The organism is Duganella sp. S19_KUP01_CR8 (assembly GCF_036688705.1).
In the GTDB taxonomy this organism is placed as follows: Bacteria; Pseudomonadota; Gammaproteobacteria; order Burkholderiales; family Burkholderiaceae_D; genus Rugamonas.
Window position 1 is genome coordinate 94,438 of record NZ_JAQQPR010000008.1, and the last position, 24,008, is coordinate 118,445.

General features: G+C 61.8%; 26 protein-coding genes. 6 read left to right on the plus strand and 20 right to left on the minus strand.

What is annotated here, in order from left to right; genetic code table 11:
- The first annotated feature begins 159 nt into the window (after positions 1-159).
- Entirely contained in the window at positions 160-2,529 is a 2,370-nt protein-coding gene (locus V6M89_RS10300) for a TonB-dependent receptor plug domain-containing protein (protein ID WP_332853102.1), read from the plus strand.
- Positions 2,530-2,554: 25 nt separating this feature from the next.
- On the opposite strand, the gene V6M89_RS10305 is transcribed toward V6M89_RS10300, so the two are convergent.
- The 10 genes from V6M89_RS10305 to V6M89_RS10350 all read right to left on the minus strand — a co-directional run bounded on the left by V6M89_RS10305 (position 2,555) and on the right by V6M89_RS10350 (position 11,759).
- On the minus strand, positions 2,555-4,168 hold the full coding sequence (locus V6M89_RS10305; RefSeq protein WP_442881968.1) for a methyl-accepting chemotaxis protein: 1,614 nt from the start codon (positions 4,166-4,168) through the stop codon (positions 2,555-2,557).
- A 130-nt stretch (positions 4,169-4,298) separates the two neighbouring features.
- A complete protein-coding gene (locus tag V6M89_RS10310) occupies positions 4,299-5,231 on the minus strand; it encodes a CysB family HTH-type transcriptional regulator (RefSeq protein WP_332853104.1) in 933 nt (310 codons plus the stop codon).
- Positions 5,228-6,298, minus strand: a complete 1,071-nt coding sequence (locus tag V6M89_RS10315; protein ID WP_332853105.1) for a sulfate/molybdate ABC transporter ATP-binding protein — start codon at positions 6,296-6,298, stop codon at positions 5,228-5,230. Before V6M89_RS10315 ends, V6M89_RS10310 begins: the two co-directional genes overlap by 4 nt.
- 4 nt (positions 6,299-6,302) lie before the next feature.
- Entirely contained in the window at positions 6,303-7,196 is an 894-nt protein-coding gene (gene cysW / locus V6M89_RS10320; protein WP_332853106.1) for a sulfate ABC transporter permease subunit CysW, read from the minus strand.
- Entirely contained in the window at positions 7,196-8,068 is an 873-nt protein-coding gene (gene cysT, locus V6M89_RS10325; RefSeq protein ID WP_332853107.1) for a sulfate ABC transporter permease subunit CysT, read from the minus strand. Before cysT ends, cysW begins: the two co-directional genes overlap by 1 nt.
- Positions 8,069-8,178: 110 nt before the next feature.
- Positions 8,179-8,952 carry a sulfite exporter TauE/SafE family protein gene (locus V6M89_RS10330; RefSeq protein ID WP_332853108.1) on the minus strand — a complete coding sequence of 258 codons (774 nt, stop codon included), beginning with the start codon at positions 8,950-8,952 and terminating at the stop codon, positions 8,179-8,181.
- A 78-nt stretch (positions 8,953-9,030) separates the two neighbouring features.
- A complete protein-coding gene (locus tag V6M89_RS10335; protein ID WP_332853109.1) occupies positions 9,031-9,669 on the minus strand; it encodes a peroxiredoxin in 639 nt (212 codons plus the stop codon).
- Between the two features lie 34 nt (positions 9,670-9,703).
- Positions 9,704-10,270, minus strand: a complete 567-nt coding sequence (locus tag V6M89_RS10340; RefSeq protein ID WP_332853110.1) for an RBBP9/YdeN family alpha/beta hydrolase — start codon at positions 10,268-10,270, stop codon at positions 9,704-9,706.
- A 2-nt stretch (positions 10,271-10,272) separates the two neighbouring features.
- Positions 10,273-11,274 carry a sulfate ABC transporter substrate-binding protein gene (locus V6M89_RS10345; RefSeq protein ID WP_332853111.1) on the minus strand — a complete coding sequence of 334 codons (1,002 nt, stop codon included), beginning with the start codon at positions 11,272-11,274 and terminating at the stop codon, positions 10,273-10,275.
- Between the two features lie 101 nt (positions 11,275-11,375).
- On the minus strand, positions 11,376-11,759 hold the full coding sequence (locus V6M89_RS10350; protein ID WP_332853112.1) for a diacylglycerol kinase: 384 nt from the start codon (positions 11,757-11,759) through the stop codon (positions 11,376-11,378).
- Positions 11,760-11,862: 103 nt separating this feature from the next.
- On the opposite strand from V6M89_RS10350, the gene V6M89_RS10355 reads away from it, so the two are divergent.
- A complete protein-coding gene (locus tag V6M89_RS10355) occupies positions 11,863-12,642 on the plus strand; it encodes an IclR family transcriptional regulator (RefSeq protein ID WP_116990476.1) in 780 nt (259 codons plus the stop codon).
- On the opposite strand, the gene pbpG is transcribed toward V6M89_RS10355, so the two are convergent.
- From pbpG to V6M89_RS10370, 3 genes are all read right to left on the minus strand, one after another.
- Complete coding sequence (gene pbpG / locus V6M89_RS10360; protein ID WP_332853113.1) at positions 12,624-13,703, minus strand: D-alanyl-D-alanine endopeptidase; 1,080 nt, start codon at positions 13,701-13,703, stop codon at positions 12,624-12,626. The genes V6M89_RS10355 and pbpG overlap by 19 nt on opposite strands.
- Positions 13,704-13,851: 148 nt before the next feature.
- A complete protein-coding gene (locus tag V6M89_RS10365; RefSeq protein WP_332853114.1) occupies positions 13,852-14,547 on the minus strand; it encodes a nitroreductase in 696 nt (231 codons plus the stop codon).
- Positions 14,548-14,557: 10 nt separating this feature from the next.
- Positions 14,558-15,466 carry a DMT family transporter gene (locus V6M89_RS10370; RefSeq protein ID WP_332853115.1) on the minus strand — a complete coding sequence of 303 codons (909 nt, stop codon included), beginning with the start codon at positions 15,464-15,466 and terminating at the stop codon, positions 14,558-14,560.
- 346 nt (positions 15,467-15,812) lie between these two features.
- Between V6M89_RS10370 and V6M89_RS10375 the strand changes: the two genes are divergently transcribed.
- Complete coding sequence (locus V6M89_RS10375; protein ID WP_020701528.1) at positions 15,813-16,373, plus strand: phasin family protein; 561 nt, start codon at positions 15,813-15,815, stop codon at positions 16,371-16,373.
- A 174-nt stretch (positions 16,374-16,547) separates the two neighbouring features.
- Here the strand turns inward: V6M89_RS10375 and V6M89_RS10380 are convergent, their stop codons facing one another.
- The 6 genes from V6M89_RS10380 to V6M89_RS10405 form a co-directional block, all read right to left on the minus strand.
- Complete coding sequence (locus V6M89_RS10380) at positions 16,548-17,270, minus strand: ABC transporter ATP-binding protein (protein ID WP_332853116.1); 723 nt, start codon at positions 17,268-17,270, stop codon at positions 16,548-16,550.
- Positions 17,270-18,040, minus strand: coding sequence for an ABC transporter ATP-binding protein (locus tag V6M89_RS10385; protein ID WP_116990482.1), 771 nt, complete (start codon positions 18,038-18,040; stop codon positions 17,270-17,272). The genes V6M89_RS10380 and V6M89_RS10385 overlap by 1 nt, the downstream gene beginning before the upstream one ends.
- 11 nt (positions 18,041-18,051) lie before the next feature.
- On the minus strand, positions 18,052-19,269 hold the full coding sequence (locus V6M89_RS10390; protein ID WP_332853117.1) for an ABC transporter permease subunit: 1,218 nt from the start codon (positions 19,267-19,269) through the stop codon (positions 18,052-18,054).
- Between the two features lie 15 nt (positions 19,270-19,284).
- A complete protein-coding gene (locus tag V6M89_RS10395) occupies positions 19,285-20,214 on the minus strand; it encodes a branched-chain amino acid ABC transporter permease (RefSeq protein WP_116990484.1) in 930 nt (309 codons plus the stop codon).
- Between the two features lie 287 nt (positions 20,215-20,501).
- Positions 20,502-21,464 carry a 4-hydroxy-3-methylbut-2-enyl diphosphate reductase gene (gene ispH / locus V6M89_RS10400; protein ID WP_332853118.1) on the minus strand — a complete coding sequence of 321 codons (963 nt, stop codon included), beginning with the start codon at positions 21,462-21,464 and terminating at the stop codon, positions 20,502-20,504.
- A 7-nt stretch (positions 21,465-21,471) separates the two neighbouring features.
- Complete coding sequence (locus tag V6M89_RS10405) at positions 21,472-21,927, minus strand: FKBP-type peptidyl-prolyl cis-trans isomerase (protein WP_332853119.1); 456 nt, start codon at positions 21,925-21,927, stop codon at positions 21,472-21,474.
- Between the two features lie 90 nt (positions 21,928-22,017).
- On the opposite strand from V6M89_RS10405, the gene radC reads away from it, so the two are divergent.
- From radC to rpmG, 3 genes are all read left to right on the plus strand, one after another.
- The gene (radC, locus tag V6M89_RS10410; protein ID WP_332853120.1) at positions 22,018-22,692 is read left to right on the plus strand and encodes a RadC family protein; all 675 of its coding nucleotides are present in this window, start codon (positions 22,018-22,020) and stop codon (positions 22,690-22,692) included.
- Between the two features lie 161 nt (positions 22,693-22,853).
- Entirely contained in the window at positions 22,854-23,090 is a 237-nt protein-coding gene (gene rpmB, locus V6M89_RS10415) for a 50S ribosomal protein L28 (RefSeq protein ID WP_008451488.1), read from the plus strand.
- A gap of 12 nt (positions 23,091-23,102) precedes the next feature.
- Positions 23,103-23,270 carry a 50S ribosomal protein L33 gene (gene rpmG, locus V6M89_RS10420; RefSeq protein ID WP_008451489.1) on the plus strand — a complete coding sequence of 56 codons (168 nt, stop codon included), beginning with the start codon at positions 23,103-23,105 and terminating at the stop codon, positions 23,268-23,270.
- Positions 23,271-23,437: 167 nt separating this feature from the next.
- On the opposite strand, the gene V6M89_RS10425 is transcribed toward rpmG, so the two are convergent.
- Positions 23,438-23,947, minus strand: coding sequence for a hypothetical protein (locus V6M89_RS10425; protein ID WP_332853121.1), 510 nt, complete (start codon positions 23,945-23,947; stop codon positions 23,438-23,440).
- Between the last annotated feature and the right edge of the window lie 61 nt (positions 23,948-24,008).

Sequence of the window (24,008 nt, forward strand, 5' to 3'; positions counted from 1 at the left end):
CCGCGCTTTTAAACAACACTCCCCCGCCGCTAATGCGCGAAAAGGTTGGCGCGCCTGCACGTTATCCAAATCTTGAATATCATTAGACGTAACCATTCGTGTGCAGCAACTTTGCGCACTGGTAAGCTTTCCTCATCACCAACGTAGAAAGACCGTCACATGAGCACACGCCATCTCGTCCGTCCCCTCCTGCTCAGCAGCCTGATCGCCACCGTCGTCATCCCCGCCTTTGCCCAGCAAGCCGTGGCCGACGGTGAATTGCAGTCCGTGGTCGTCACCGGCACCTATGCCAAGAACCGCCGCACCATCGATTCCGAATCGCCGGTCGATGTCATCGGCGCCAAGGAATTGCAGGCCAGCGGATCGAGCGAACTGGCCACCGTGCTGGGCCGTCTGCTGCCGTCGATGAACTTCCCGCGCCCGTCCGGCGCCGACGCCAGCGACGCCGTGCGCCCCGCGCAGCTGCGCGGCCTGTCGCCGGACCAGACGCTGGTGCTGGTCAACGGCAAGCGCCGCCACACCACGGCGGTGGTCAACGTCAACGGCACCCAGGGCCGCGGCTCGGCGCCGGTCGACCTGAACGCGATTCCGCTGGCGGCCATCGACCACATCGAGGTGCTGCGCGATGGCGCGGCAGCCCAGTACGGCTCGGACGCGATTGCCGGCGTGATCAACATCATCCTGAAAAAAGGCGCGGCCGGCGGCGAGGCCGAAGTGGGTTTCGGCGAATACCAGAAGCGCGACGGCAAGGCCATCACGCTGCGCGGCTCCACCGGCTTCAACCTGGGCGACCAGGGCTGGGTGCGGGTGGCGCTGGAAGCGTCCGACCGCGACCCGACCAACCGCGCCGGCCCCGACCTGCGCAACCCGGCCGAGCCGCGCTACGGCAAGGTCAACCAGCGCTTCGGCGATCCGGAAACCCGTCCGCGCACCGTGTTCGTCAACGGCCAGTACCGCATCAACGACGATATCGACTGGTACGCCTTCGCCAACTATGGCCAGCGCAACACCTCGGCCGCCGCCACCTGGCGCACCGCGCTGAACGGCACGGCGCAGCGCACGCCGCTGTACCCGGAAGGCTTCCTGCCGTTGGAGAATAGCGAATCGACCGATACCTCGCTGGTCACCGGCCTGCGCGGCGAAGCGGGCGGATGGCGCTGGGACGCCAGCCTGAACTACGGCAGCAATGAATTCCAGCTGGACCTGGACCACACCGTCAACCAGACGCTGAGCGCAACCAGCCCGACCCATTTCTACGCCGGCAAGCTGAAGAACACACAGCAGCTGTTCAACTTCGACGTCGCCAAGGAATATCCGGTGGCGGCCTTCAGCGGCCCGCTGACGGTGGCGCTGGGCGTCGAGGCACGGCACGAGAAATACGAGATCGGCGCCGGCGACGAAGCGTCCTACATCGGCACCGGCGCGCAGGGCTTCTCCGGCTTCCGCCCGGTCAACGCCGGCAGCAACAGCCGCCACAACGAATCGATCTACGCCAACCTGGAAGCGGAAATCACCAAGCAGTTCTCGGCCTCGGGCGCGCTGCGCCATGAGCGCTACAGCGATTTCGGCAGCACCACCTCGGCCAAGGGTTCGGCGCGCTATGCGTTTACGCCGGCGCTGTCGCTGCGCGGCACGGCCTCGTCCGGCTTCCGCGCACCGTCGCTGGCGCAGCAGTTCTACACCATCACCACCACCAACTTCTCGGTGGTGAACAATGTCAACACGCCGATCGAGACCGGCACCTTCGCGGTCGGCAGCGCCGCCGCGTCGGCGCTGGGCGCGACCCCGCTGAAGGCCGAGAAAGCCCGCAACTACAGCCTCGGCGTGCAATGGGCGCCGACCCGCAACTGGAACACCTCGGTCGACGCCTACCGCATCGACATCGACGACCGCGTGGCGCTGTCGGCCAACATGACCTTGTCGCCGGCCTTGCAGGCGGCGCTGGCCAAGCAGGGCATCCTGGTGGGCGCCGGCCGCTACTTCACCAACGCCATCGATACGCGCACCACCGGCGTCGACGTGGTCAGCACCTACCGTTGGGAAACGACGGGCGCGGGCCGCTACGACTTCACCGCGGCCTACAACCACAACAAGAACTCGCTGGAGCACGTGAACGCCAACCCGGCCATCCTGACCGCCAACGGCCTGACCTTGATCGATCGCCAGACCATCAACCGCCTGACCGTCGGTTCGCCAAAGGACAAGCTCAGCCTGGCAACCGACTGGTCGCTTGGCGCCTGGGGCGCGCGCGGCGTGGTGACGCGCTACGGCAGCTTCACCGTGCCGCAGAATAACGCCACGCTGGACCAGGTCTACGATCCGCAGTGGGTGCTGGATTTGTCCGGCAGTGTCAAGCTGAACAAGAACTGGCGCCTGAGCGCGGGCATCGACAACGTGACCAATCGTTATCCCGACCAGGTCACGTCGGCGGGCAACCTCAACAACAACGGCATCAATCCCTACAGCGGCTTCGCGCCGAACGGCTTCAACGGCCGCTACTACTACGCCAAGGCGGGTTACAGCTGGTGATACAGCTGGTAATTCAGACCCGGCGCTAGGCCGGGGCGGCCAGCAAGGTCCGCTTGCGGGACGGCGTCGAATACGACGGCTGTCCCGCCAGCTTGAACACGCTGACCGCCTGCGCCAGCAAGTCCGCCTGGTCGCGCATGCTTTGCGCGGCTGCGGCGGCTTCTTCCACCAGCGCGGCGTTCTGCTGCGTCACATCGTCGATCGAGACGATGGCCTGGTTGACCTGTTCTATCCCCGTGCTTTGCTCACTGCTGGCGGCGCTGATTTCCGTCATGATGTCGGCCACCTGCTTGACCGCCTTGACGATGCCATCCATCGTCGCGCCGGCCTCGTCGACCAGCAGCGATCCGGCGTCCACCGTCTGCACCGAACGCGCGATCAATTCCTTGATTTCCTTGGCGGCGCTGGCAGAACGCTGGGCCAGCGTGCGCACCTCCGAGGCCACCACCGCGAAGCCGCGCCCCTGCTCGCCGGCGCGCGCCGCTTCCACCGCAGCATTCAGCGCCAGGATATTGGTCTGGAAGGCGATGCCGTCGATCACGCTGATGATATCGACAATCTTGCCGGAGCTTTCCTTGATCGCGCCCATCGTCGTCACCACCTGGCCGACCACCTGCCCGCCCTTGGTGGCGAAGTCCGACGCCGCCACCACCAGCTTGGTGGCCTGGCGCGCGTTCTCGGCGTTCTGCGTCACGGTGGACGTCAGTTCCTCCATCGACGACGCGGTCTCTTCCAGGCTGGACGCCTGCTGCTCGGTGCGGCTGGACAGATCCAGGTTGCCGCTGGCGATCTGATTGGAGGCGGTGGCGATGGTATCCGTGCCCGAGCGCACCTGGCCGACGGTGCGCGCCAGGCTGTCGTTCATGTCGATCAGCGCGCGCAGCAGCAGCCCGGTTTCATCGGTGGTGTCGCACTCCATCTGCATGGTGAGATCGCCGCCCGCCACCGCCTGCGCCATGCCGACGGCGCGGTTCAGCGGCTGGGTGATGCTGCGCGTGATCCAGTACAGCACCCACGATGCCAGCGCGGTGGCGATCACCGTCAGCAAGACCATCATGTTGCGTGAGCTGGCGTAGGAGTGTTCAGCCACTGTGCTGGCCTCTTCGATCGCGCCGTTCTGGAATTTGACCAGCTCGGTCAGCGCATTCAGGTAGGCCGTTTGTTCCTTGCGTACCGTGGTCAGCAGATAGCTGACCGACTCTTCGCGCTTGCTGTCGTCGGCCGACATCTTGAGGAAGGCGGTCTGCACCACCGTGTATTTGTCGCGCGCTTCCAGCACGGCTTGCAGCTTGGCCTTGCTCTGCGGATCCTCATCGTCGGCGATCAGCACGCCGAGCTTGTCGAGACGGGTGGCGTTGTCGGCCTTGCGCTGCTCCACCCGCGCCAGTTCCGCCTTGACGACTTCGGGGTCCTTGGACAGCATGGCGTTGCGCATGGCGCGCGCCACGTCGTTGAGACCGCCTATCGTTTCGTACGCCAGTATGACCTTGGGTATCTTGTCGGCCTGGAGATCCTGGGTGTTGTTATTCAACTTGCCAAGATTGCCTATGCCGATGGCCGAAATGCCGATCATGAACACCATCGACACGCCCAGTCCGGCAGCGAGCCGGACTCCTATCTTCCAGTTCCCGATACCCATCATGTGCTCCCCAGAGTAAGACCAACGGACTTAAATTCTTGGTTGCTGCAAGCTAGTTATGAGTTTGAGTATAGAGTCAATCAGCCATGCCTGACGGAAAAAATTAGCAGACTGTTTGCTGGCCGCCACATCAGGTCAAATCCCCGCCGTTCAAGGCCGCGTCGATATCGGCGCGGGTCAGGTCGGGCGCGAACTCCTGGATGAAGTGGTAGGCGTAGGAGCGCAAATAGGCGCCGCGCCGCACCGCCAGCCGCGTGGTGTTTTGCGCAAACAGGTGCGACGCCTCCACCGCGCGCATGCCCTTGTCGCGGCCGTGGTCGAAGGCCATCGAAGCGACGATGCCCACGCCCAGCCCCAGCGCCACGTACTGCTTGATGACGTCCGAATCCATCGCCGTCAACACGATGTCGGGCTTGACGCCGGCGCGTTCGAACGCCGCGTCGATATGGCCACGGCCGGTGAAGCCGACGTCGTAGGTGATCAGAGGAAACTCGGCCAGGTCTTCCAGCCGGATCGGCGAGCGCGCCAGCAGCGGGTGGCCGTCCGGCACCACGATCAAATGGCTCCAGCGGTAGCAAGGGAAGGACACCAGGTCCGGGAATTGCGACAGGCCCTCGGTGGCGATGCCGATGTCGGTCTTGCCGGACAAAATCCATTCGGCGATGTGCTCGGGCGCGCTCTGCTGCAAGGCGATGCGCACGTCGGGGTAAGCCGTGCGGAAGCTCTGCACCACTTTGGGCAGCGCGTAGCGCGCCTGCGTGTGGGTGGCCGCCACGCTCAAGGTGCCGCTTTGCTGGCCGGTGTATTCCAGGCTGGCCTGCTGCAGGTTTTCCGCCTCGATCAGCAAGCGTTCGATGATCTTCAGGATGCCCTTGCCGGGTTCGGTCATGCCGGTCAGGCGCTTGCCGTTGCGTTCGAAAATCACCACGCCCAGCTCGTCCTCCAGCTCGCGGATCTGGCGGCTGACGCCGGGCTGCGAGGTGAACAGCGCGTTCGCCACTTCGGTCAGGTTGTAGCCGCGTCGCGCGGCTTCGCGGATCGACCGCAGTTGTTGGAAATTCATAAGGAGACTCCGCCATCAACAAATACACGCAGGCGCTTGGGACGCACTACCAGGGTTTCGCCTTCTTTCAATTGCAGTTGGCTATAACGTTCATTCGACATCACCGCCTCGATCAACTCGGCGGTATCGCTGCGCTCCAGGTCCAGCTGGGCCAGCGGGCCGATCGCATGCGCGCGGCGCAGCTTGACGACGATGCCTTCCGCGCCCGGCGTGTAGCGGTCGATCTCCAGGTCATGCGGCCGCACATAGGCGGTGCCCTTGCCGTCGGCCGACGGCTGGCCCGGCACGGTGAAGGATGCGTCGCCGCTGGCCAGGATGCCGTCCTGCACGCGGCCGTGGAACATGTTCACATTGCCGAGGAAGCCGTACACAAACGGCGAGGCCGGATGGTTGTAGACCTCGTCCGGCGCGCCGATCTGCTCGACGTTACCCTTGTTCATCAGCACCACCTGGTCGGCCACTTCCAGCGCCTCTTCCTGGTCGTGGGTGACGAAGATCGAGGTCACGTGCAGGTCGTCGTGCAGGCGGCGCAGCCAGCGGCGCAGTTCCTTGCGCACCTTGGCGTCGAGCGCGCCGAACGGTTCGTCCAGCAACAGCACGCGCGGCTCGACCGCCAATGCGCGCGCCAACGCAATGCGCTGACGCTGGCCACCCGACAACTGCGGCGGATAACGGTCGGCCAGCCAGTCCAGCTGCACCAGCTCCAGCAGTTCCTTGACCTTGCGGCGGATCTGGTCTTCCGACGGCCGCTCGGCGCGCGGCTTGACGCGCAGGCCGAAGGCGACGTTCTCGAACACCGTCATGTGCTTGAACAGCGCGTAGTGCTGGAACACGAAGCCGACCTGGCGTTCGCGCACGTGGCGGTGCGAGGCGTCGTTGGCGTCCAGCAGCACCTGGCCCGAGTCAGGATGTTCGAGGCCGGCGATGATGCGCAGCAGCGTGGTCTTACCGCAGCCGGAAGGCCCAAGCAGCGCGGTCAGTTCGCCCTGCGGAAAATCCAGCGACACATTGTTGAGAGCGACGAAATCGCCGAAACGCTTGTTGATGTTTTTAACTTCGATGGTCATGGCATTACTCCGTTGTGCGCAGGTCGTCGGCGATCGATTCGTTCAGGCGCCAAGAGATGAAAGATTTCAGGGCCAGCGTCACCAGCGCCAGCAAGGCCAGCAGCGAGGCCACGGCAAAGGCGGCGGCAAAGTTGTATTCGTTGTAGAGGATCTCGACCTGCAAGGGCACGGTGTTGGTCTCGCCGCGGATGTGGCCGGACACCACCGACACCGCGCCGAACTCGCCCATCGCCCGGGCGTTGCACAGGATCACGCCGTACAGCAGGCCCCACTTGATGTTGGGCAGCGTGACGCGGCGGAAAGTGTCCCAGCCGGACGCGCCCAGCACGATGGCGGCCTCCTCTTCCTCGTTGCCCTGCGCCTGCATCAGCGGGATCAGCTCGCGCGCCACGAACGGGAAGGTGACGAAGATGGTGGCCAGCACGATGCCCGGCACCGCGAACAAAATCTTGATGTCGTGCTCCTGCAACCACGGACCGAACCAACCCTGCGCGCCGAACAGCAGCACGTAGATCAGGCCTGAGATCACCGGCGACACCGAGAACGGCAGGTCGATCAGGGTCAGCAGGATGCTCTTGCCACGGAACTCGAACTTGGCGATGCACCACGAAGCGGTCACGCCGAACACCAGGTTCAGCGGCACGGCGATCACCGCCGTGATCAGGGTCAGCTTGATGGCCGAGATCGCATCGTCTTCGATGATGGCGGCCAGGTAGGCTTGCCAGCCCTTGCGGAAGGCCTCGACAAATACAGCCACCAGCGGCACGAACAGGAACAGCGTGAGGAAGGTCAGCGCGATGGCGATCAGCGCGATGCGCACCCAGCGCGGCTCCAGCGTTTGCGGGGCCGACGGCAGCTCGCCACGACGGCGCGGTATGGTTGTTGGAACGGCGCTCATTATTTACCAGACTTTCCGCGAGCCCAGGCTTGCAACAGGTTGATGGTCAACAGCATGATGAAAGACACCACCAGCATCACCACCGCGATCGCGGTGGCGCCGGCGTAGTCGTACTGCTCCAGCTTGGTGATGATGAACAGCGGCGTGATTTCCGACACCATCGGCATATTGCCGGCGATGAAAATCACCGAGCCGTACTCGCCGGTGGCGCGCGCGAAGGCCAGCGCGAAGCCGGTCATCAGCGACGGCAGGATGGTCGGGAACACCACACGGGTAAAGGTTTGAAAGGCGTTGGCGCCCAGGCTGGCGGCGGCTTCTTCCAGTTCGCGTTCGGCGTCTTCCAGCACCGGTTGCACGGTGCGCACCACGAACGGCAAGCCGATGAAGGTCAGTGCGACCACCACGCCGATCGGCGTGAACGCCACCTTGAAACCCAGCGTGCCTTCGAGGAAACGGCCGAACCAGCCGTTGGCCGAATACAAGGCCGTCAAGGTGATGCCGGCCACGGCGGTGGGCAGCGCGAACGGCAGGTCGACCAAGGCATCGATGATGCGCTTGCCGGGGAACTCGTAACGCACCAGCACCCAGGCGACGATGCCGCCGAAGATGACGTTAACAAAGGCGCCCAGCAGCGAGGCGCCGAAGGTCAGCTTATAAGAGGCCATCACGCGCGCCGATGTCACCGCGCTCCAGAAGCCTTCCCAGCTCAGCGTGAAGGTCTTCAGGAATACAGCCGACAGCGGGATCAGGACGATCAGCGTCAGGTAGAAAATGGTGAATCCCAGCGACAGCCGGAACCCCGGCATGACGCGGAAAGGCGCGCCCCGGACGGCGCTGGACGCCGTGACGGGCGCAGCGAGAACTGCTGACATAGATGCTCCCTTATTACAAATTCTTCTATAAGGGCTGCATAATCTCATCTGCGCTTCATATTACAAACGAAGCATTTTTCATTTGGTTAGACGTTTACGCTATATGGTTTTTAAGAAACCAACTTGGCGGCGACCGCGACCAGGGTGAAGGCCAGCAAGCCGCGCAGCAGGCGTTCCGGCACGGCGCGGGCGGCGTAGGCGCCGATGGTGATGCCGGGCAGCGAACCGACGAGCAAGGTCAGCAGCAAGCTCCAGTTGATCGAACCCAGCCACCAGTGGCCGACGGCGGCGATGGCCGTCAGCGGCACGGCATAGGCGATATCGGTGCCGGCCACTTCGGCGGCGGTCAGGCGCGGGTACAACATCACCAACAAGGTGGCGCCGATGGCGCCGGCGCCGATCGAAGAGATGGTCACCAGCGTGCCCAGCACGGCGCCGGAGACGATGGTGGCGATGGACAACGTCCTGCCCTGCAACTGGCGCTCGGGACGGGCCATGACCCACTCCAGCATCTTGCGTTTGAATAGCAAGGCGATCACGGTCAGCATCACCGAGCCGGCGATCATATAGCGTATGACCTGGCCGATTTCCTTGTTGAGCGTACCGAAATATTTGAGGGAGATGCTGGCCAGCAAAGCGGCCGGCAAGGCGCCGAGGCAGAGGCGGCGCACGATTTCCCAGTGCACCGTGCCGCGCATGCGGTGGGTGAAGGTGCCGACGCCCTTGGTCAGCGAGGCGAAGGCCAGGTCGGTGCCGACCGCCACCGCAGGCGAAACACCGAACAACAGCGTCAACAGCGGCGTCATCAGCGAGCCGCCGCCCACGCCAGTCATGCCGACCAGCAGGCCGACCCCGAAACCAGATGCGACAAATGACAAATCCATGCAAATCCCCAAGAGTAGACTGCAGAGTAACTACTCTAGGGGAATATCCAAACAACGCAATCCTTATTTGCTTATGCGTTATTTATTTGGCTGGGGTGTGACGCGCAAGTAAGGGCGTGCTGCCGTATAACCCTTAGGATACTTTTGCTTCAGCACGTCCGGATCCTGCACGGTCAGCGGAATGATGACGTCGTCGCCGTCTTTCCAGTTGCCCGGGGTGGCCACGGTGTAGCCGTCGGTCAGTTGCAGGGCGTCGATCACGCGCAACACTTCGTCGAAGTTGCGGCCGGTGCTCATCGGGTAGGTCAGGCTCAGGCGCACTTTTTTGTTCGGATCGATGACGAACAGCGTACGCACGGTGGCCGTGGTCGAAGCGTTAGGGTGGATCATGTCGTACAGCGTGGACACCTTGCGGTCGGCATCGGCGATGATCGGGAAACCGACCACGGTGCCCTGCGTTTCCTGGATATCGGCGATCCAGGCCTGGTGCGATTCAGCCGGGTCGACCGACAGCGCGATCGCCTTGACGTTGCGCTTGTCGAATTCCGGTTTCAGCTTGGCGGTCAGGCCCAGCTCGGTCGTGCAGACCGGCGTGAAATCGGCCGGGTGCGAGAACAGCACCACCCAGGAATTGCCAGCCCACTCATGAAAGTGCAGCTTGCCGATGGAAGAATCTTGTTCAAAATCAGGGGCGGTATCGCCCAGTCGTATCGTCATGGTCAGCTCCAGATGGGAAAAAGAACACCGGCTTTCAGTTCGCCGTCAGCCTGCTATTCTGCGCCTTTTCTGCTAAAAAATACAATGTTTCGAGGCCTTCGGGCCAATCACCCAACCCCGACTCGGCATTGATGTGGCCCAGCGGCCCGCCGTCGATGAAGCGGCTGCGCCAGCGTCGCGCCCACAGCTGCGCGCGCGGCGCCGCCATCCACGGATCGTCGGTGCTGCCGACCATGATGGACGGCGCCGGCAGCGCCTGCTGCGGCAGCTGCGCCGCGACATTGAATTTATCGGGATCGGCCGGCGCCACCAGCAGCACGCCCGCCACGCCGGACGGATCGCGCGCCAGGCTGTGCACCGTGGCCAGGCTGCCGAAGCTGTGGGCGACGATCAGCGTTGGCCGCTGGTCGCCGCCCGCCGCGCGGCGGGCCTGGTCGATCCGGGCCGACCAGCGTGGCAGGTCCGGCACGTCCCAATCGTCCTGCTGCACTCGCTCGAAAGCGGGGAACAGCCGTTGCCAGCGGCTTTGCCAGTGCTCCGGTCCGCTGTTATGCAGACCGGGCGCAATCAACACGCGAAACTGGGCCAGCGCGCCGTTCATGATTACTTCGGTTGGTAGATCTGGTCGAACAGGCCGCCGTCGGCGAAGTGGGTCTTCTGCGCCTTGGTCCAGTCGCCGGCCACGTCGGACAGCTTGAACAGTTTCACGTTCGGGAATTGGGCGGCGTATTTCTTCGCCTCTTTTTCCACGGCCGGACGGTAGTAGTTCTTGGCGATGATTTCCTGAGCTTCATCGGTGTACAGGAAGTTCAGGTAAGCCTCGGCCACCTTGCGGGTGCCGCGCTTGTCGACCACCTTGTCGACCACGGCCACCGGCGGTTCGGCCAGGATGGACACCGACGGCGCGATGATGTCGAACTTGGTCGGGCCCAGTTCCTTGATCGCCAGCAGCGCTTCGTTTTCCCAGGCGATCAGCACGTCGCCGATGCCGCGCTCGACGAAGGTGGTGGTGGCGCCGCGCGCGCCGGAATCGAGCACCGGCACGTTCTTGTACAACTTGCTCAGGAAGTCCTTGGCCGACGCTTCGCTGCCGCCCGGCAGGCGCAGCGCATAGCCGTAGGCGGCCAGGTGGTTCCAGCGGGCGCCGCCGGAGGTTTTCGGATTCGGCGTGATGACGGCGATGCCAGGCTTGACCAGGTCGTTCCAGTCCTTGATGCCTTTAGGATTGCCCTTGCGCACCAGGAACACGATGGTCGAGGTGTACGGCGTGCTGCTGTGCGGCAGCTTTTTCTGCCAGTCCGGCGACAGCAGCTTGTGCTCGGCGATGGCGTCGATGTCGTAGGCCAGCGCCAGCGAGACCACGTCCGCTTCCAGGCCGTCGATCACGGCGCGGCCCTGCTTGCCGGAGCCGCCGTGCGATTGCTTGATTTTCAGCGTGTCGCCGGTCTTGGCTTGCCAGCTTTTGGCGAAGGCGGCGTTGACGTCCTGGTACAGCTCACGGGTCGGATCGTAGGACACGTTCAGCAAAGAGATTTCGGCCGCCAAGGCTGGAGCGACGGCGGTGACGGCGAGAATAGCAGCAGCAATAATTTTCTTGGACAGCATTTTTTGGTTCCCCTTGTAGTGAAGGTCTCCAGATTACGGCTGTCCTTTATAAATGAGAACTAAGCTTTTAGCAGTTCAATATACCCAAACCTTATATGCGTTCAGTAGAAGCGGTTGAACAGCACCACGCCCCAGGCGCCGGCCGCCAGCAGGCAGGTCAGCAGCACGGCGGCGCTGCCGAAGTCCTTGGCGTTTTTCGACAAGGGGTGGCGCTCCAGCGACACGCGGTCGACCACGGCTTCGATGGAGGAATTGATCAGTTCCACGATCAATATCAGCATCAACACGCCGATCAGCACCAATTTCTCGAACGCCGAGATGCGCAGCACCAGCGCGATGATGGTGCCCACCGCGAACAGGCTGACTTCCTGGCGGAATGCATGTTCATGCTTCCAGGCCGACTTGAAGCCGTCGATGGAGTATAAAAAGGCCGAAAAGATACGTTTCAGGCCGCTCTTGCTCTTGAATTCGCTCACAGGTTCCATGAATAAGCCGCAAATGGTGAATGTATCATTATGCATCAATTCCTATTTTTTTCACATTATGGTATAAAGTAGCTATCGCATACTGCACCGCACCAACCACATCATGAAAATCGAAACCGTTCCAGAGCAAAAGACCACCATCCAGGTGATCGAGCGCATGGTGGCCCTACTCGATGCGCTGGCCAAATATCCCGACCCTGTGAGCCTGAAGGAATTATCCAAGGTTTCCGGGCTACACCCTTCGACCGCCCACCGGATTCTGAACGACATGGTGCTGACGCGCTTTGTCGACCGCATCGAACCGGGCACCTACCGGCTCGGCATGCGGCTGCTGGAACTGGGCAATGTTGTAAAGAGCCGACTGTCGGTGCGCGAGGCCGCGCTGGATTTCATGCGTGCACTGCACAAAAAGACCCAGCAGACCATCAACCTGTCGGTGCGCCAGGGCGACGAGATCGTCTACATCGACCGCGCCTTCTCGGAACGCTCGGGCATGCAGGTGGTGCGCGCCATCGGCGGCCGCGGCCCGCTGCACCTGACCTCGACCGGCAAGCTGTTCCTGTCGGTGGACGAGCCGAAAGCCATCCGCGCCTACGCCACGCGTACCGGCCTGGCCGGCCACAACAAGAATTCGATCACGGACCTGGCCAAGCTGGAGCGCGAGCTGAGCCTGGTGAAGTCACGCGGCTACGCGCGCGACAATGAAGAGCTGGAGCTGGGGGTGCGTTGCATGGCCGCCGGCATCCACGACGACAGCGGCAAGCTGATTGCCGGGCTGTCGATCTCGGCGCCGGCCGACCGTCTGCAGGACGAGTGGCTGGAAGACCTGGTCATGACCGCCAACCAGATCTCCGCCACGCTGGGTTACATTCCGGTCGAGTAAGACGAAGGTGAACTGAGGGGAGTGCTGAGGGCGGCGGGCTTCAGCGCCTCCAGCCATTTGCGCATGCGGCCGGCATCGGCCGTACGCGACTGCTTGCCCTTGGAATCGAGGAACACCATGATGACCGAGCGGCCTTCGATGACCGCCTGCATCATCAGGCAGCGCCCCGCTTCGTTGATGAAGCCGGTTTTCTGCAAGCCGATCGCCCAGTCCGGATTGGCCACCAGGTGGTTGGTGGTGCCGAACTGCATAGGACGGCCATTGGTTTCAACCATGGCCTTGGCGTCGGTCGAGTACTGGCGCAGGATCGGCTGCTGATACGCGGCCATCGCCAGCTTGGCCAGGTCGCGCGCGCTGGCCACATTCATTTTCGACAAGCCGCTGGAATCGACGTAATGGGTATCGACCATGCCCAGTTCGCGGGCCTTGGCGTTCATCGCTTCGACAAACGCAGTCTTGCCACCCGGATAGTTACGGCCCAGCGCGGACGATGCCCGGTTCTCCGAGCTCATCAGCGCGATGTGCAGCATGTCGGCGCGGCTCAGCTGGGTGCCCACCTTCAGGCGCGAGCTGCTGAATTTTTCGCGGTCGACATCCTCGTCGCTGATGCTCAGGATCTCGTCCATGTTCTGCTTGGCTTCGACCACGACCAGGCCGGTCATCATCTTGGTGATCGAGGCGATCGGCAAGGCGACGTTGGAATTCTTTTCAAACAGTACTTCGGAATTGGCCTGGTCCAGCACCAGCGCCACGTTGGATTTCAGGTCCAGCGGATCGTGCGTCATGTTCAGGCCGGCCAGGTCGCCCATGGTCGGCACCGCTGGCGCGGCCACGATCATGCGCTGGTACACCACCTTGCGGCGGCCATTGACCTTGATCACACGCTTGACCACACGTTCGCCAGGCTCGGCGGCGGCCACGCGCACCGGTCCACGAGCCTTGACCTTCTTCACATGATGTTTTTTCGATCCGGCGCCATCGGCAGCCTGGGCTGCGGTTGCGGTGAGCGCCGTGGAGGCGAACATCAGCGAAATGAGCGCACTTAGAGCTAGTTTATACATTCATATCCCCGATAAAAACGGTGTGGAGAAAGCGAAAGACCTGTTGCAGTGTAGCAAAATTCAGGGCAAGCGCAAGCAAATTTAACATTGGCGGCATCGATGGTTGCGTCGATACAATATGGCGCCGTAGGTTTTAAGCAAACTAGTTCTAACCAACAAATTTAACAAATTCCTCAAGCGCCATACGGTCCGTGATCAAGGTATTTTCAACTTTCGAGCGATCGGCGTAACCGAGCGCCATGCCGCACACCACGGTTTCGTTGTCCGGTAAGCCCAACTGGCTGCCGATGATTTTATGATACTGGGTAAAAGCCGCCTGCGGGCAAGTATCAAGGCCCCGCGCCCGCGCCGCCACCATGATGTTTTGCAGGAACATGCCGTAGTCCAGCCACGAGCCCTGCTCCATGATGCGGTCGATGGTAAAGATGAGACCCACCGGAGCGCCAAAAAATTCATAATTGCGGCCGTGTTGCGCGGCCATGCCGGCCTTATTGTCGCGCGTCAAACCCAGTAGCGCATACAAATCCCAGCCGACCTTGCGACGACGCTCGATAAAAGGCGAAACCCACTCGCGCGGATAGTAGGCGTATTCCTCGCTATGCTGTTTAGCCTGCTCTGGATCACTATGTGCGGCCAAAATCGCCGATGACAACTGCTGCTTGCGTTCGCCATCGAGCACGTAGACTTTCCACGGCTGGGTGTTGGTGCCGGACGGCGCCCGCGCCGCCACCTGCAGGATCTGCGCGACATCCTCGCGCGCCACGGCTTGCGGCAGGAAGGCGCGGATCGAGCGGCGGCTGGTGATGGCGGCGTCTACCGCTTGCTGGTCGGGAGTTGAAATCATATGCACTCGCTTATCTGGTTTTTTTGACTACAAATATCACACCGGTGACCGCCAGCGCCATCCCGGCTATGCCGAGGGCGTTGAAAGCCTCGCCAAACATCAGCCAGGCCATGACGGCGGTGGTCGGCGGCGTCAGGTACATCAGGCTGGTGACCTGGGTGGCGTCGCTGCGGCGTATCAGCGCGAACAACAGGAAGATGGCGCCGATCGACAAGCCCATCACCGACCACAGCAAGGCGCCGAAGAAACGCGGCGTCCACTGCACCGCAGCAAAGTCCGGCGTCAATCCTTCGAAGATGATAGCCAACGGCAACACCAGCACCAGCGAGGCGGCAAACTGGATCACCGTGCCGGTGCGCAGGTCGAATTGCGGGCAATAGCGTTTTTGATACAGGGTGCCGACGGTCATCGACAGCAGCGCCAACACGCTCAGCAGGATGGCGTCGGGCGACAATCCGACCAGCTTGATCTTGGCGGCCACCACCAGCCCCACCCCGGCCAGGCCGAAAACCAGGCCCAGCCATTGTAGCGGCCGCACTTTCTCGCCGATCAGCGGCGCGGCGAAGGCGGTCAGGATGGGCTGCATGCCGACGATCAGGGCCGACAGCCCGGCCGGCATGCCCTGTTTGATGGCGCACCAGACGCCGATCAGGTAACCCGCCTGCACCAGCAGGCCGGCCAGCGCGATCTGCCAGGCCTTGCCCTTGGGCCAGGGCGCTTTCAGCAACAGCACGGCGGGTATCAGGAACAGCAGCACGCCTGCAAAACGCATCACCAGGAAGGTCAGCGGCGGCGCATATGGCAGGCCGAACTTGGCGACGATGAAGCCGCTGCTCCACAACAACACGAAAAACAGCGGCAGCGGCGACAGGAAAGTGGCGTGTTTGACAACTGCGGCGGCGCTCGGGGTGTTGGGCATGGGGGAACCGGTAAAACATACTTGCAGCATGAAAGGAAATCGGCGCCGGATTGCGGCGCCGACTCGACAGGATACAAGTCTATCACGACGACCATTTCGCCACCGGCCATGCCTTGCCAAGCCGCATTTTCCCTAGGGAAATACTTTCCTCAAGCTAGATTTCGTTCTTTGGTGCAATGCACAAAAAATCGCTTGACTTAATTTCTGAAGGCCGTAAAATCGGGTTTGTTGCGTTGCACAATTAGTTGTTCGGTCTGAAACGTGGATAGCCTGTTTCTCGCCGGCCGTAAGAAACAAGCAGTACCTCAGCAGTACTTAATCAATGACTACTTTCCTGGAGATTCAAATGTTTTCTATCCCTGAGCAATTTTCCAATGCGACCAAAGCCAACTTCGAAGCTCAATTTGCGATCTTCTCGGCCCTGACCAACAAAGCTTTCGAAGGCGTGGAGAAATTCGTCGATCTGAACCTGACCGCTGCCAAGGCATCGCTGGAAGAGTCGTCGATCACCACCAAGCAGTTGCTGTCGGCTAAAGACCCACAAGAATTCTTCTCGCTGGCTTCGGCACAAGCCCAGCCTAACGCAGAAAAAACCATCGCTTACGGCCGTCACCTGGCGACCATCGCTTCGAGCACCGGCGCTGAATTCAGCAAAGCTGCTGAAACCCAGATCGCTGAAACCAACCGTAAAGTCATCTCGCTGGTGGAAGAAGTCAGCAAGAACGCCCCAGCTGGTTCGGAAAACGCTGTTGCCATCCTGAAATCGGCCATCGGCAACGCCAACGCCGGCTACGAGCAGTTCGCCAAGACCGCCAAGCAAGCTGTTGAGTCGATCGAATCGAACATGACTTCGGCCGTGAACCAGTTCACCGCTGCTGCCGCCAAAGCTGCTCCAGCCAAGAAGTAATCAAGGAATTCCGACGCGGTAGGGCGCCGGATCCCATCAAAAAAGCCTCGGCAATGCCGAGGCTTTTTTCATACGGGGTCAGGTCCCCCATTACAGCATGAGCCCGGCTATAGCGAGTGTTATAGCCGGGCTCATGCTGTAATGGGGGACCTGACCCCGGATCTTATTTGAATCTTATTCGCCGAGGTAGGCAGCTTTGACGCGTGGATCGTCCAGCATGTCCTTGGCGTTGCCGGTCATGGTGATGTGGCCGGAGTCCATGACGTAGCCGCGGTGCGCCGCTTGCAGCGCCAGCTTGGCGTTCTGCTCCACCAGCAGGATGGTGATGCCCTCTTTCGACACGTTGCGGATCACTTCGAAAATCTTCTCGACCATGATCGGCGACAGGCCCATCGACGGCTCGTCCAGCAGCAGCAACTCAGGATGCGACATCAGCGCGCGCGCCATCGCCAGCATCTGCTGCTCGCCGCCCGACAGCGTGCCCGCCATCTGCGCCGCGCGCTCCTTCAAGCGCGGGAACACGTCGAACCACTTGGCGATGTCGGCGTCGATGCCGGCCTTGTCGTCGCGGGTGTAGGCGCCCATCATCAGGTTTTCCTGGATCGACATGCGGGTGAACACGCCGCGCCCTTCCGGCACCATCGCCAGCCGCTTCTCGACCAGATGGAAGGACTTGCTGCCCTTCAGCGACTCCCCCTTGTACGCCACCGTGCCCTCGACCTTGCAAGGCGGCAGCGTGCCGGTGATGGCTTTCAAGGTGGTGGTCTTGCCGGCGCCGTTGGCGCCGATCAAGGCGACCAGCTCGCCCTTGTTCACTTCCAGGTCGATGCCTTTGACGGCCTTGATGCCGCCGTACGCGACTTTCAGTCCCGATACTTTAAGAACGTTGTCGCCCATTAGTGCGATCCTCCCAGGTAGGCGTCGATAACCGCCTGATTGCTTTGTATTTCCGCCGGCAGACCTTCGGCGATCGGCTTGCCGTATTCCAGCACCATCAGCCGGTCGCACAAGCCCATCATCATCTTGACGTCGTGCTCGATCAGCAGCACGGTCTTGCCTTCGTTCTTGATCTTGACCAGCAGCTCGCGCAGCGCCAGCTTCTCGGTGGCGTTCATGCCGGCCGCCGGTTCATCCAGCGCCAGCAGTTGCGGATCGGTGGCCAGCGCGCGGGCGATTTCCAGGCGGCGCTGGTCGCCATACGACAGGAACTTCGACGTGCGGCTGGCGAACTGGCCGATGCCGACGAAGTCCAGCAACTCCTGCGCGCGCTTGCGGATAGCCGCTTCCTCCTCGCGCGCCGCCTTGTGGCGGAACACGGCGCCGAACACGCCCTGGTGCGAACGCACGTGGCGGCCGACCATGACGTTTTCCAGCGCGGTCATCTCACCAAACAGGCGGATGTTCTGGAAGGTGCGGGCGATGCCGGCCTTGGCCACCGCATGCGGCGCCGACGGCGAATACGGCTTGCCGGCCAGCTCGAAGGTGCCGGTGTCCGGCTGGTACAAGCCGGTGATGACGTTGAAGAAGGTGGTCTTGCCGGCGCCGTTGGGGCCGATCAGGCCGTAGATCTGGCCCTTCATGATCTTGATGCCGACATCGGTCAGCGCCTGCAAGCCGCCGAAGCGCTTGTTGACGCCGGCGATGTGGAGAATAACTTGTTCGCTCATTTCTGCTTTCCTCAGGCCGCCACTGTGCCGGACGATTGATCTTTGGTGTCGGAGTCGCCGTCGGGACGGTCTTCATGCTTGGGCGCCGGCCACAAACCCGCCGGGCGGTTCAGCATGATCAGCACCATCGCCAGGCCATACAGCAGCTGGCGCAGCACTTCCGCTTCGATCAGCACGTGGCCGAACAGTTTTTCCTGCAAAGGCTCAACCACGTGGCGCAGCACTTCCGGCAACGCGGCCAGCAGCGCCCCGCCCATGATGACGCCGGGGATGTGGCCGATACCGCCCAGCACCACCATCGCCAGCACGGCGATCGACTCGGTCAGCGAGAACGATTCCGGCGACACAAAGCCCTGGAACGACGCGAACATGGCGCCGGCGACGCCGCCGAACGAGGCGCCCATCGTGAACGCCAGCAGCTTGACGTTGCGGGTGTTGATGCCCATCGCCTTGGCGGCGATCTCGTCTTCGCGGATCGCCACCCAGGCACGGCCCAGGCGCGAGTGCTGCAGGCGCGAGGTGACGAACACCACGGCGATGCACAGGAACAGGAACAGGAAGTAATAAGCGTTCACCGACGGCATGGAGAAGCCGCCGACGATGACGTTGGCGCGCGACCCCGCCTCCCCCGCCAGGTTGACGCCGAACACGCGGATCGGGTCGATCAGGTTGATACCCTGCGGACCGTTGGTGAAGTTGATCGGCTCGTTCAGGTTGTTCATGAAGATGCGGATGATCTCGCCGAAGCCCAGCGTCACGATGGCCAGGTAGTCGCCGCGCAGCTTCAAGGTCGGCGCGCCCAGCAGCGCGCCGAACAGGCCGGCCAGCGCGGCCGCCAGCGGCACGATCACCCATACCGACAGGTGGATGCCGTTTTGCTGGATGTCCGGCCCGAGGATGGCGATCAGCGAATTGCCGACCACCGGATACTCGTTGATCAGCGATTCCAGCAGGGTCGCGAATTGCGGCGAAGCCAGCAGGCCGGTCATGTAGGCGCCCACCGCGTAGAAGGCGATGTAGCCCAGGTCCAGCAGGCCGGCGAAGCCGACCACGATGTTCAGGCCCAGCGCCAGCATGATGTACAGCAGCGCCATGTCGATGATGCGGACCCAGGAGTTGCCGAACTGCGAGGCGACGAACGGGAAGATCAGCAAGCCGATCAGGACCACAGCCATGCTGCTGTAGGCCTTGCGCGGGTTGCGGGTGGTGTCGAAATTCAGAATAGCCATGTGTAGTTCCTCAGCTTAGGCACGGTCCGCAACGCGCTCGCCCATGATGCCGGACGGACGCACCGTCAGCACGATGATCAGCACGACGAAGGCAAAGATGTCCTGGTAGTGGCTGCCGAGGAAGCCGCCGGTCAGGTCGCCGATGTAGCCGGCGCCCAGGCTCTCGATAATGCCGAGCACGATACCGCCTATCATCGCGCCGTAGATGTTGCCGATGCCGCCCAACACCGCGGCCGAGAAGGCTTTCAGGCCGGGCACGAAGCCCATCGCGAACTGGATCGACGCGTAGTTGGCGCCCCACATCACGCCGGCCACGGCGGCCAGCCCCGCGCCCAGCGCGAAGGTGGCGACGATGACCTTGTTGGAATCGACGCCCATCAGGCCGGCGACTCGGGGATTTTCCGCCGTGGCGCGCATGGCGCGACCCATCTTGGTTTTTTCCACCAGCAGCACCAGGCCCGTCATCGATAGCGCGGCCAGCACCAGCAGCAGGATCTGGGTCTGCGAGATCAGCGCGCCGCCGACCGTGATCGGTTCCGACGACAGCAGTTGCGGGAAGGCCAGCGGGTTGCGGGTCCAGATCATCATGGCGATGGTTTGCAGCAGGATGGAGACGCCGATGGCGGTGATCAGCGGCGCCAGGCGCGGCGCATTGCGCAGGCGGCGGTAGGCGACCCGCTCGATCAGGATGTTGACGACGATGCAGACCGGGATGGCGCCGCCGATGGCGATCGCCAGCTTGACGTAGCCAGGCAGGTCCGGTGCGTATTCGTTCAGGTATTTGAGAATGGTCAGGCCGGTCATCGCGCCGATCATCAGCACGTCGCCGTGGGCGAAGTTAATCAGGTTCAGCACGCCGTAGACCATGGTGTAGCCCAGCGCGACCAGTGCGTACATGCTGCCGAGCACCAGTCCGTTAATAATTTGTTGGATAAATGTATCCATGAAGAGTGCCTTTACTTTTTGTGTTTATGCCTGCACAGCGGTTCATCTAACAAAAACGGCACCCGGAGGATGTCTCCGTAGTGCCGCCGTTGACTACACGTTCATGATGCAAATTTCATGCCTGAACCAGTAGCGTCTCCTGCGAGCCGCGCCCTCCTCCGTTCCTTCGTTTATAAGCCTAAACGACAACTTTTTGAGAGCGAGGCAATGATAGCGAGATTCTGGAAAAACTAACTGCGGAATAACGGAAAGATGCAAAATTTAATTCCGTTTCATCCCGAAAGTTGTTAAACCACGCCCTCCGCTGGTGCAGCTTTCTGTCCATCCAGGCCTCTAGGCAGCGGGAAAGTGACCGCTTCCTGCACACCGTCCAGCGTGCGCACGCTGCGCGCGCCCAGTTCCTTCAGGCGGTCGATGACGGCGTGCACCAGCACCTCGGGCGCCGACGCACCAGCGGTGACGCCCACGCGCAATTTGCCTTCCAGCCAGAGCGGATCAATCTGCGTGGCGTTGTCGACCATGTAGGCGGGCGTGCCCTTCTTCTCCGCCACTTCGCGCAGGCGGTTGGAATTGGAGCTGTTCGGGCTGCCGACCACGATCACCAGCTCCACCTGCGGCGCCATGAATTTCACGGCTTCCTGGCGGTTGGTGGTGGCGTAGCAGATGTCGCCCTTTTTCGGCTCGATAATCGCCGGATATTTGCGCTTCAGCGCTTCGATGATGTCGGCGGTGTCGTCTACCGACAACGTTGTCTGCGAAACATAGGCCAGCTGGTCGGGCTTGCTGACGTTCAGCTTGTCGACATCGGCCACGGTTTCGACCAGGTACATACCCTCTTCGGTCTGGCCCATCGTGCCTTCGACTTCCGGGTGGCCGTCGTGGCCGATCATGACGATCTCGCAACCCTGCTTGCGCATCTTGGCCACTTCCACGTGCACTTTGGTGACCAGCGGGCAAGTCGCGTCGAAGATGCTGAGGCCGCGCGATTCCGCTTCCGCCCGCACCGCCTTGGAGACGCCGTGCGCCGAGAACACCAGCGTATTGCCGGCCGGGACGTCGTCCAGGTCTTCGATGAAGATGGCGCCCTTGTTGCGCAGGTCTTCCACCACGTAGGCGTTGTGGACGATCTCGTGGCGCACATAGATGGGCGCGCCGAACTGGGTCAGCGCGCGCTCGACGATTTCAATGGCGCGGTCGACGCCGGCGCAAAAGCCGCGCGGCTGGGCCAACAGGATTTCTTTATCGCTCATGAGTTCCTCACAGCACGGAAATAAGTTTGACTTCGAATTTCAGCGGCTGGCCGGCCAGCGGGTGGTTGAAGTCGAACAGACAGGTTGCATCGCCCAGCTCACGCAGGATGCCGGCGAAGCGGCCGCCGCCCGGCGCGGCGAAGTCGACCAGGTCGCCCACTTTGTAGTCGGCGCCCGGCACCGAGTTGTCGTCCAGCGTGGCGCGGGTGACTTCGCGCACCAGCTCCGGGTTGCGCGGGCCGAAACCGACGCCAGGTTCCAGGTCGAAGGTCTTGTGCGTACCTTCAGGCATGCCGATCAACAACTCTTCCAGCACCGGCGCCAGCTGGCCCTGGCCCAGCATCAGCGTGGCGGGATTTCCGCTGAAGGTTGTAACGATATCAGTACCGTCCAGCGAGGCGAGACGATAATGCAGTGTTAAGTAAGCCGATTTGGTGACAACAGCAGGTTGCGCGTTAGACATGACGTGGGATTCAGTAAGCTGGCAAAGGCTCTATTGTAAGCCACCTTGCCTGCCGCGCCCGTCGTCTGTGCTGATTTGCGGAGGATATCGATGGCAATTAACGAATGGCCGCTGGAGCGCCGCCCGCGCGAACGGCTGATACGCGAAGGTGCGGCGGCGCTGACGGACGCCGAATTGCTGGCGGTTTTCCTGCGCACCGGCGTGCCGGGTAAGGACGCGGTGCAGCTGGGACAGGAAATGCTGCACCACTTCGGCTCGCTGCAAGCCATGTTCGGCGCCAGCCTGAAGGAGTTTTCCGCCCTGCGCGGGCTGGGCACGGCCAAGTTCGCCCAATTGCAGGCGGTGATGGAGCTGGCGCGGCGCGCCATCCTGGAGGAAATCAAGGCCGGCAACACGCTGAGCTCGCCCCGCGCGGTGAAGGAATACCTGCGCATCACCTTCAGCGGCAAGGACTTCGAATCGTTCCACGTGCTGTTCCTGGACGTGAAGAACCGCCTGATCGACGCCAAGGAAATGTTTCGCGGCACCTTGACGCACACCAGCGTCTACCCGCGCGAGGTGGTGAAGGCGGCGCTGGCCTGCAACGCCGCCAGCATCATGCTGGCCCACAACCACCCGTCCGGCACGCCAGATCCCAGCGAATCGGACCTGCTGCTGACGCGGGCGCTGGTGCAGGCCATGGCGCTGGTGGATATCCGCATCCTCGACCATTTTGTAGTGGCCGGCCACCAGGTTCACTCGTTTGCCGAGCACGGCCAGCTATGAGTTTACCCCTATGGGCTCAAGGGTTTACGAGCGAATTCACAATTGTTAAATATTTTCAGATATTAGAGACACAATTGTTTTTCACAAGTCATTGAAAAAGCTGAGGTTTTTGGATATACTCTTGTTTTTCCAATTGTGGAATGTCTTTTAAGGAGTGCGTTATGGCACGTGTTTGCCAAGTTACTGGGAAGAAGCCGATGGTCGGCAACAATGTTTCCCACGCAAACAACAAAACCAAACGTCGTTTCCTGCCTAACCTGCAGAACCGTCGTATTTTTGTTGAATCTGAAAACCGCTGGGTCTCCCTGCGTCTGTCCAACGCTGGTCTGCGCGTAATCGACAAAGTCGGCATCGATGCCGTACTGGCCGACATGCGCGCCCGTGGCGAAAAAGTCTAATTAGGAGCTACCATGGCAAAAACTGGCCGCGACAAAATCAAACTGGAATCGACCGCAGGTACGGGTTTCTTCTACACCACTACCAAGAACAAGCGCACCACGCCTGCTAAAATGGAGATCATGAAGTTCGATCCTAAAGCACGCAAGCACGTGATGTTCAAAGAAACCAAGATCAAGTAATTCGATCTTCGCTTCTCGCAAAAAAGCCGCTCAGCATCAGCTCAGCGGCTTTTTTATATTTTACAAGCAGCATCCGGGGTCAGGTCCCCCATTTGAGCATGAGCTCGGCTACAACTGCAGTTTTAGCCGAGCTCATGCTCAAATGGGGGACCTGACCCCGGGTCTATTTACAGGCAGCCTTCGATGTACTGCACTTCCTTCCAGGCGCCGGCGTAGATCGCCCCAACCTTGCCTTTGCTGGTGTCGAAGCGGATCGCGTACTGGCCGCCGCCAGCTTTAACCGTCAGGGTCTGCTCGCTGTCGTCGTAGGCTTGCGGCGCGGAGGTCACCGCTTCGCCGTAGACCTGGCGTATCTTTTCCACCGGGTCGCCCAGGCCGATGCCGCGCTCGGAGAGTATGCCCTCCTCCATCACGTCCACCCGCTTCAACACGTCGCCGACAAACATCAGCAGCAAGCCGGGCTGGCGCGCCGGCTCCAGCTGGAAGCAGTTCGGCGAGCCGCGCAAGTCTTTCGGCGTGCGCTCCATGCGGTCGCCCAGCACTTTGTTGACAGTATCGAAACGCATGCCGATCTTCAACGGGCCGGCGCCATCGAAGCGCACGGTCCAGTCAGCGGCGTGCGCGCCGCACAGCGGCACAGCCAGCGCCAGGGCCGCCAGGTAAGTTCGCAATCTCATGTTGCTCCTTGAAATGAAAAACGGCCCCGAATTTCGGGGCCGTTCAATTGTATCAAGTCTT

Coding starts and splice junctions, on each gene's coding strand:
- V6M89_RS10300 (WP_332853102.1), top strand. CDS start 160: ATGAGCACACGCCATCTCGTCCGTCCCCTCCTGCTCAGCAGCCTGATC.
- V6M89_RS10305 (WP_442881968.1), bottom strand. CDS start 4,168: ATGGGTATCGGGAACTGGAAGATAGGAGTCCGGCTCGCTGCCGGACTG.
- V6M89_RS10310 (WP_332853104.1), bottom strand. CDS start 5,231: ATGAATTTCCAACAACTGCGGTCGATCCGCGAAGCCGCGCGACGCGGC.
- V6M89_RS10315 (WP_332853105.1), bottom strand. CDS start 6,298: ATGACCATCGAAGTTAAAAACATCAACAAGCGTTTCGGCGATTTCGTC.
- cysW (WP_332853106.1), bottom strand. CDS start 7,196: ATGAGCGCCGTTCCAACAACCATACCGCGCCGTCGTGGCGAGCTGCCG.
- cysT (WP_332853107.1), bottom strand. CDS start 8,068: ATGTCAGCAGTTCTCGCTGCGCCCGTCACGGCGTCCAGCGCCGTCCGG.
- V6M89_RS10330 (WP_332853108.1), bottom strand. CDS start 8,952: ATGGATTTGTCATTTGTCGCATCTGGTTTCGGGGTCGGCCTGCTGGTC.
- V6M89_RS10335 (WP_332853109.1), bottom strand. CDS start 9,669: ATGACGATACGACTGGGCGATACCGCCCCTGATTTTGAACAAGATTCT.
- V6M89_RS10340 (WP_332853110.1), bottom strand. CDS start 10,270: ATGAACGGCGCGCTGGCCCAGTTTCGCGTGTTGATTGCGCCCGGTCTG.
- V6M89_RS10345 (WP_332853111.1), bottom strand. CDS start 11,274: ATGCTGTCCAAGAAAATTATTGCTGCTGCTATTCTCGCCGTCACCGCC.
- V6M89_RS10350 (WP_332853112.1), bottom strand. CDS start 11,759: ATGGAACCTGTGAGCGAATTCAAGAGCAAGAGCGGCCTGAAACGTATC.
- V6M89_RS10355 (WP_116990476.1), top strand. CDS start 11,863: ATGAAAATCGAAACCGTTCCAGAGCAAAAGACCACCATCCAGGTGATC.
- pbpG (WP_332853113.1), bottom strand. CDS start 13,703: ATGTATAAACTAGCTCTAAGTGCGCTCATTTCGCTGATGTTCGCCTCC.
- V6M89_RS10365 (WP_332853114.1), bottom strand. CDS start 14,547: ATGATTTCAACTCCCGACCAGCAAGCGGTAGACGCCGCCATCACCAGC.
- V6M89_RS10370 (WP_332853115.1), bottom strand. CDS start 15,466: ATGCCCAACACCCCGAGCGCCGCCGCAGTTGTCAAACACGCCACTTTC.
- V6M89_RS10375 (WP_020701528.1), top strand. CDS start 15,813: ATGTTTTCTATCCCTGAGCAATTTTCCAATGCGACCAAAGCCAACTTC.
- V6M89_RS10380 (WP_332853116.1), bottom strand. CDS start 17,270: ATGGGCGACAACGTTCTTAAAGTATCGGGACTGAAAGTCGCGTACGGC.
- V6M89_RS10385 (WP_116990482.1), bottom strand. CDS start 18,040: ATGAGCGAACAAGTTATTCTCCACATCGCCGGCGTCAACAAGCGCTTC.
- V6M89_RS10390 (WP_332853117.1), bottom strand. CDS start 19,269: ATGGCTATTCTGAATTTCGACACCACCCGCAACCCGCGCAAGGCCTAC.
- V6M89_RS10395 (WP_116990484.1), bottom strand. CDS start 20,214: ATGGATACATTTATCCAACAAATTATTAACGGACTGGTGCTCGGCAGC.
- ispH (WP_332853118.1), bottom strand. CDS start 21,464: ATGAGCGATAAAGAAATCCTGTTGGCCCAGCCGCGCGGCTTTTGCGCC.
- V6M89_RS10405 (WP_332853119.1), bottom strand. CDS start 21,927: ATGTCTAACGCGCAACCTGCTGTTGTCACCAAATCGGCTTACTTAACA.
- radC (WP_332853120.1), top strand. CDS start 22,018: ATGGCAATTAACGAATGGCCGCTGGAGCGCCGCCCGCGCGAACGGCTG.
- rpmB (WP_008451488.1), top strand. CDS start 22,854: ATGGCACGTGTTTGCCAAGTTACTGGGAAGAAGCCGATGGTCGGCAAC.
- rpmG (WP_008451489.1), top strand. CDS start 23,103: ATGGCAAAAACTGGCCGCGACAAAATCAAACTGGAATCGACCGCAGGT.
- V6M89_RS10425 (WP_332853121.1), bottom strand. CDS start 23,947: ATGAGATTGCGAACTTACCTGGCGGCCCTGGCGCTGGCTGTGCCGCTG.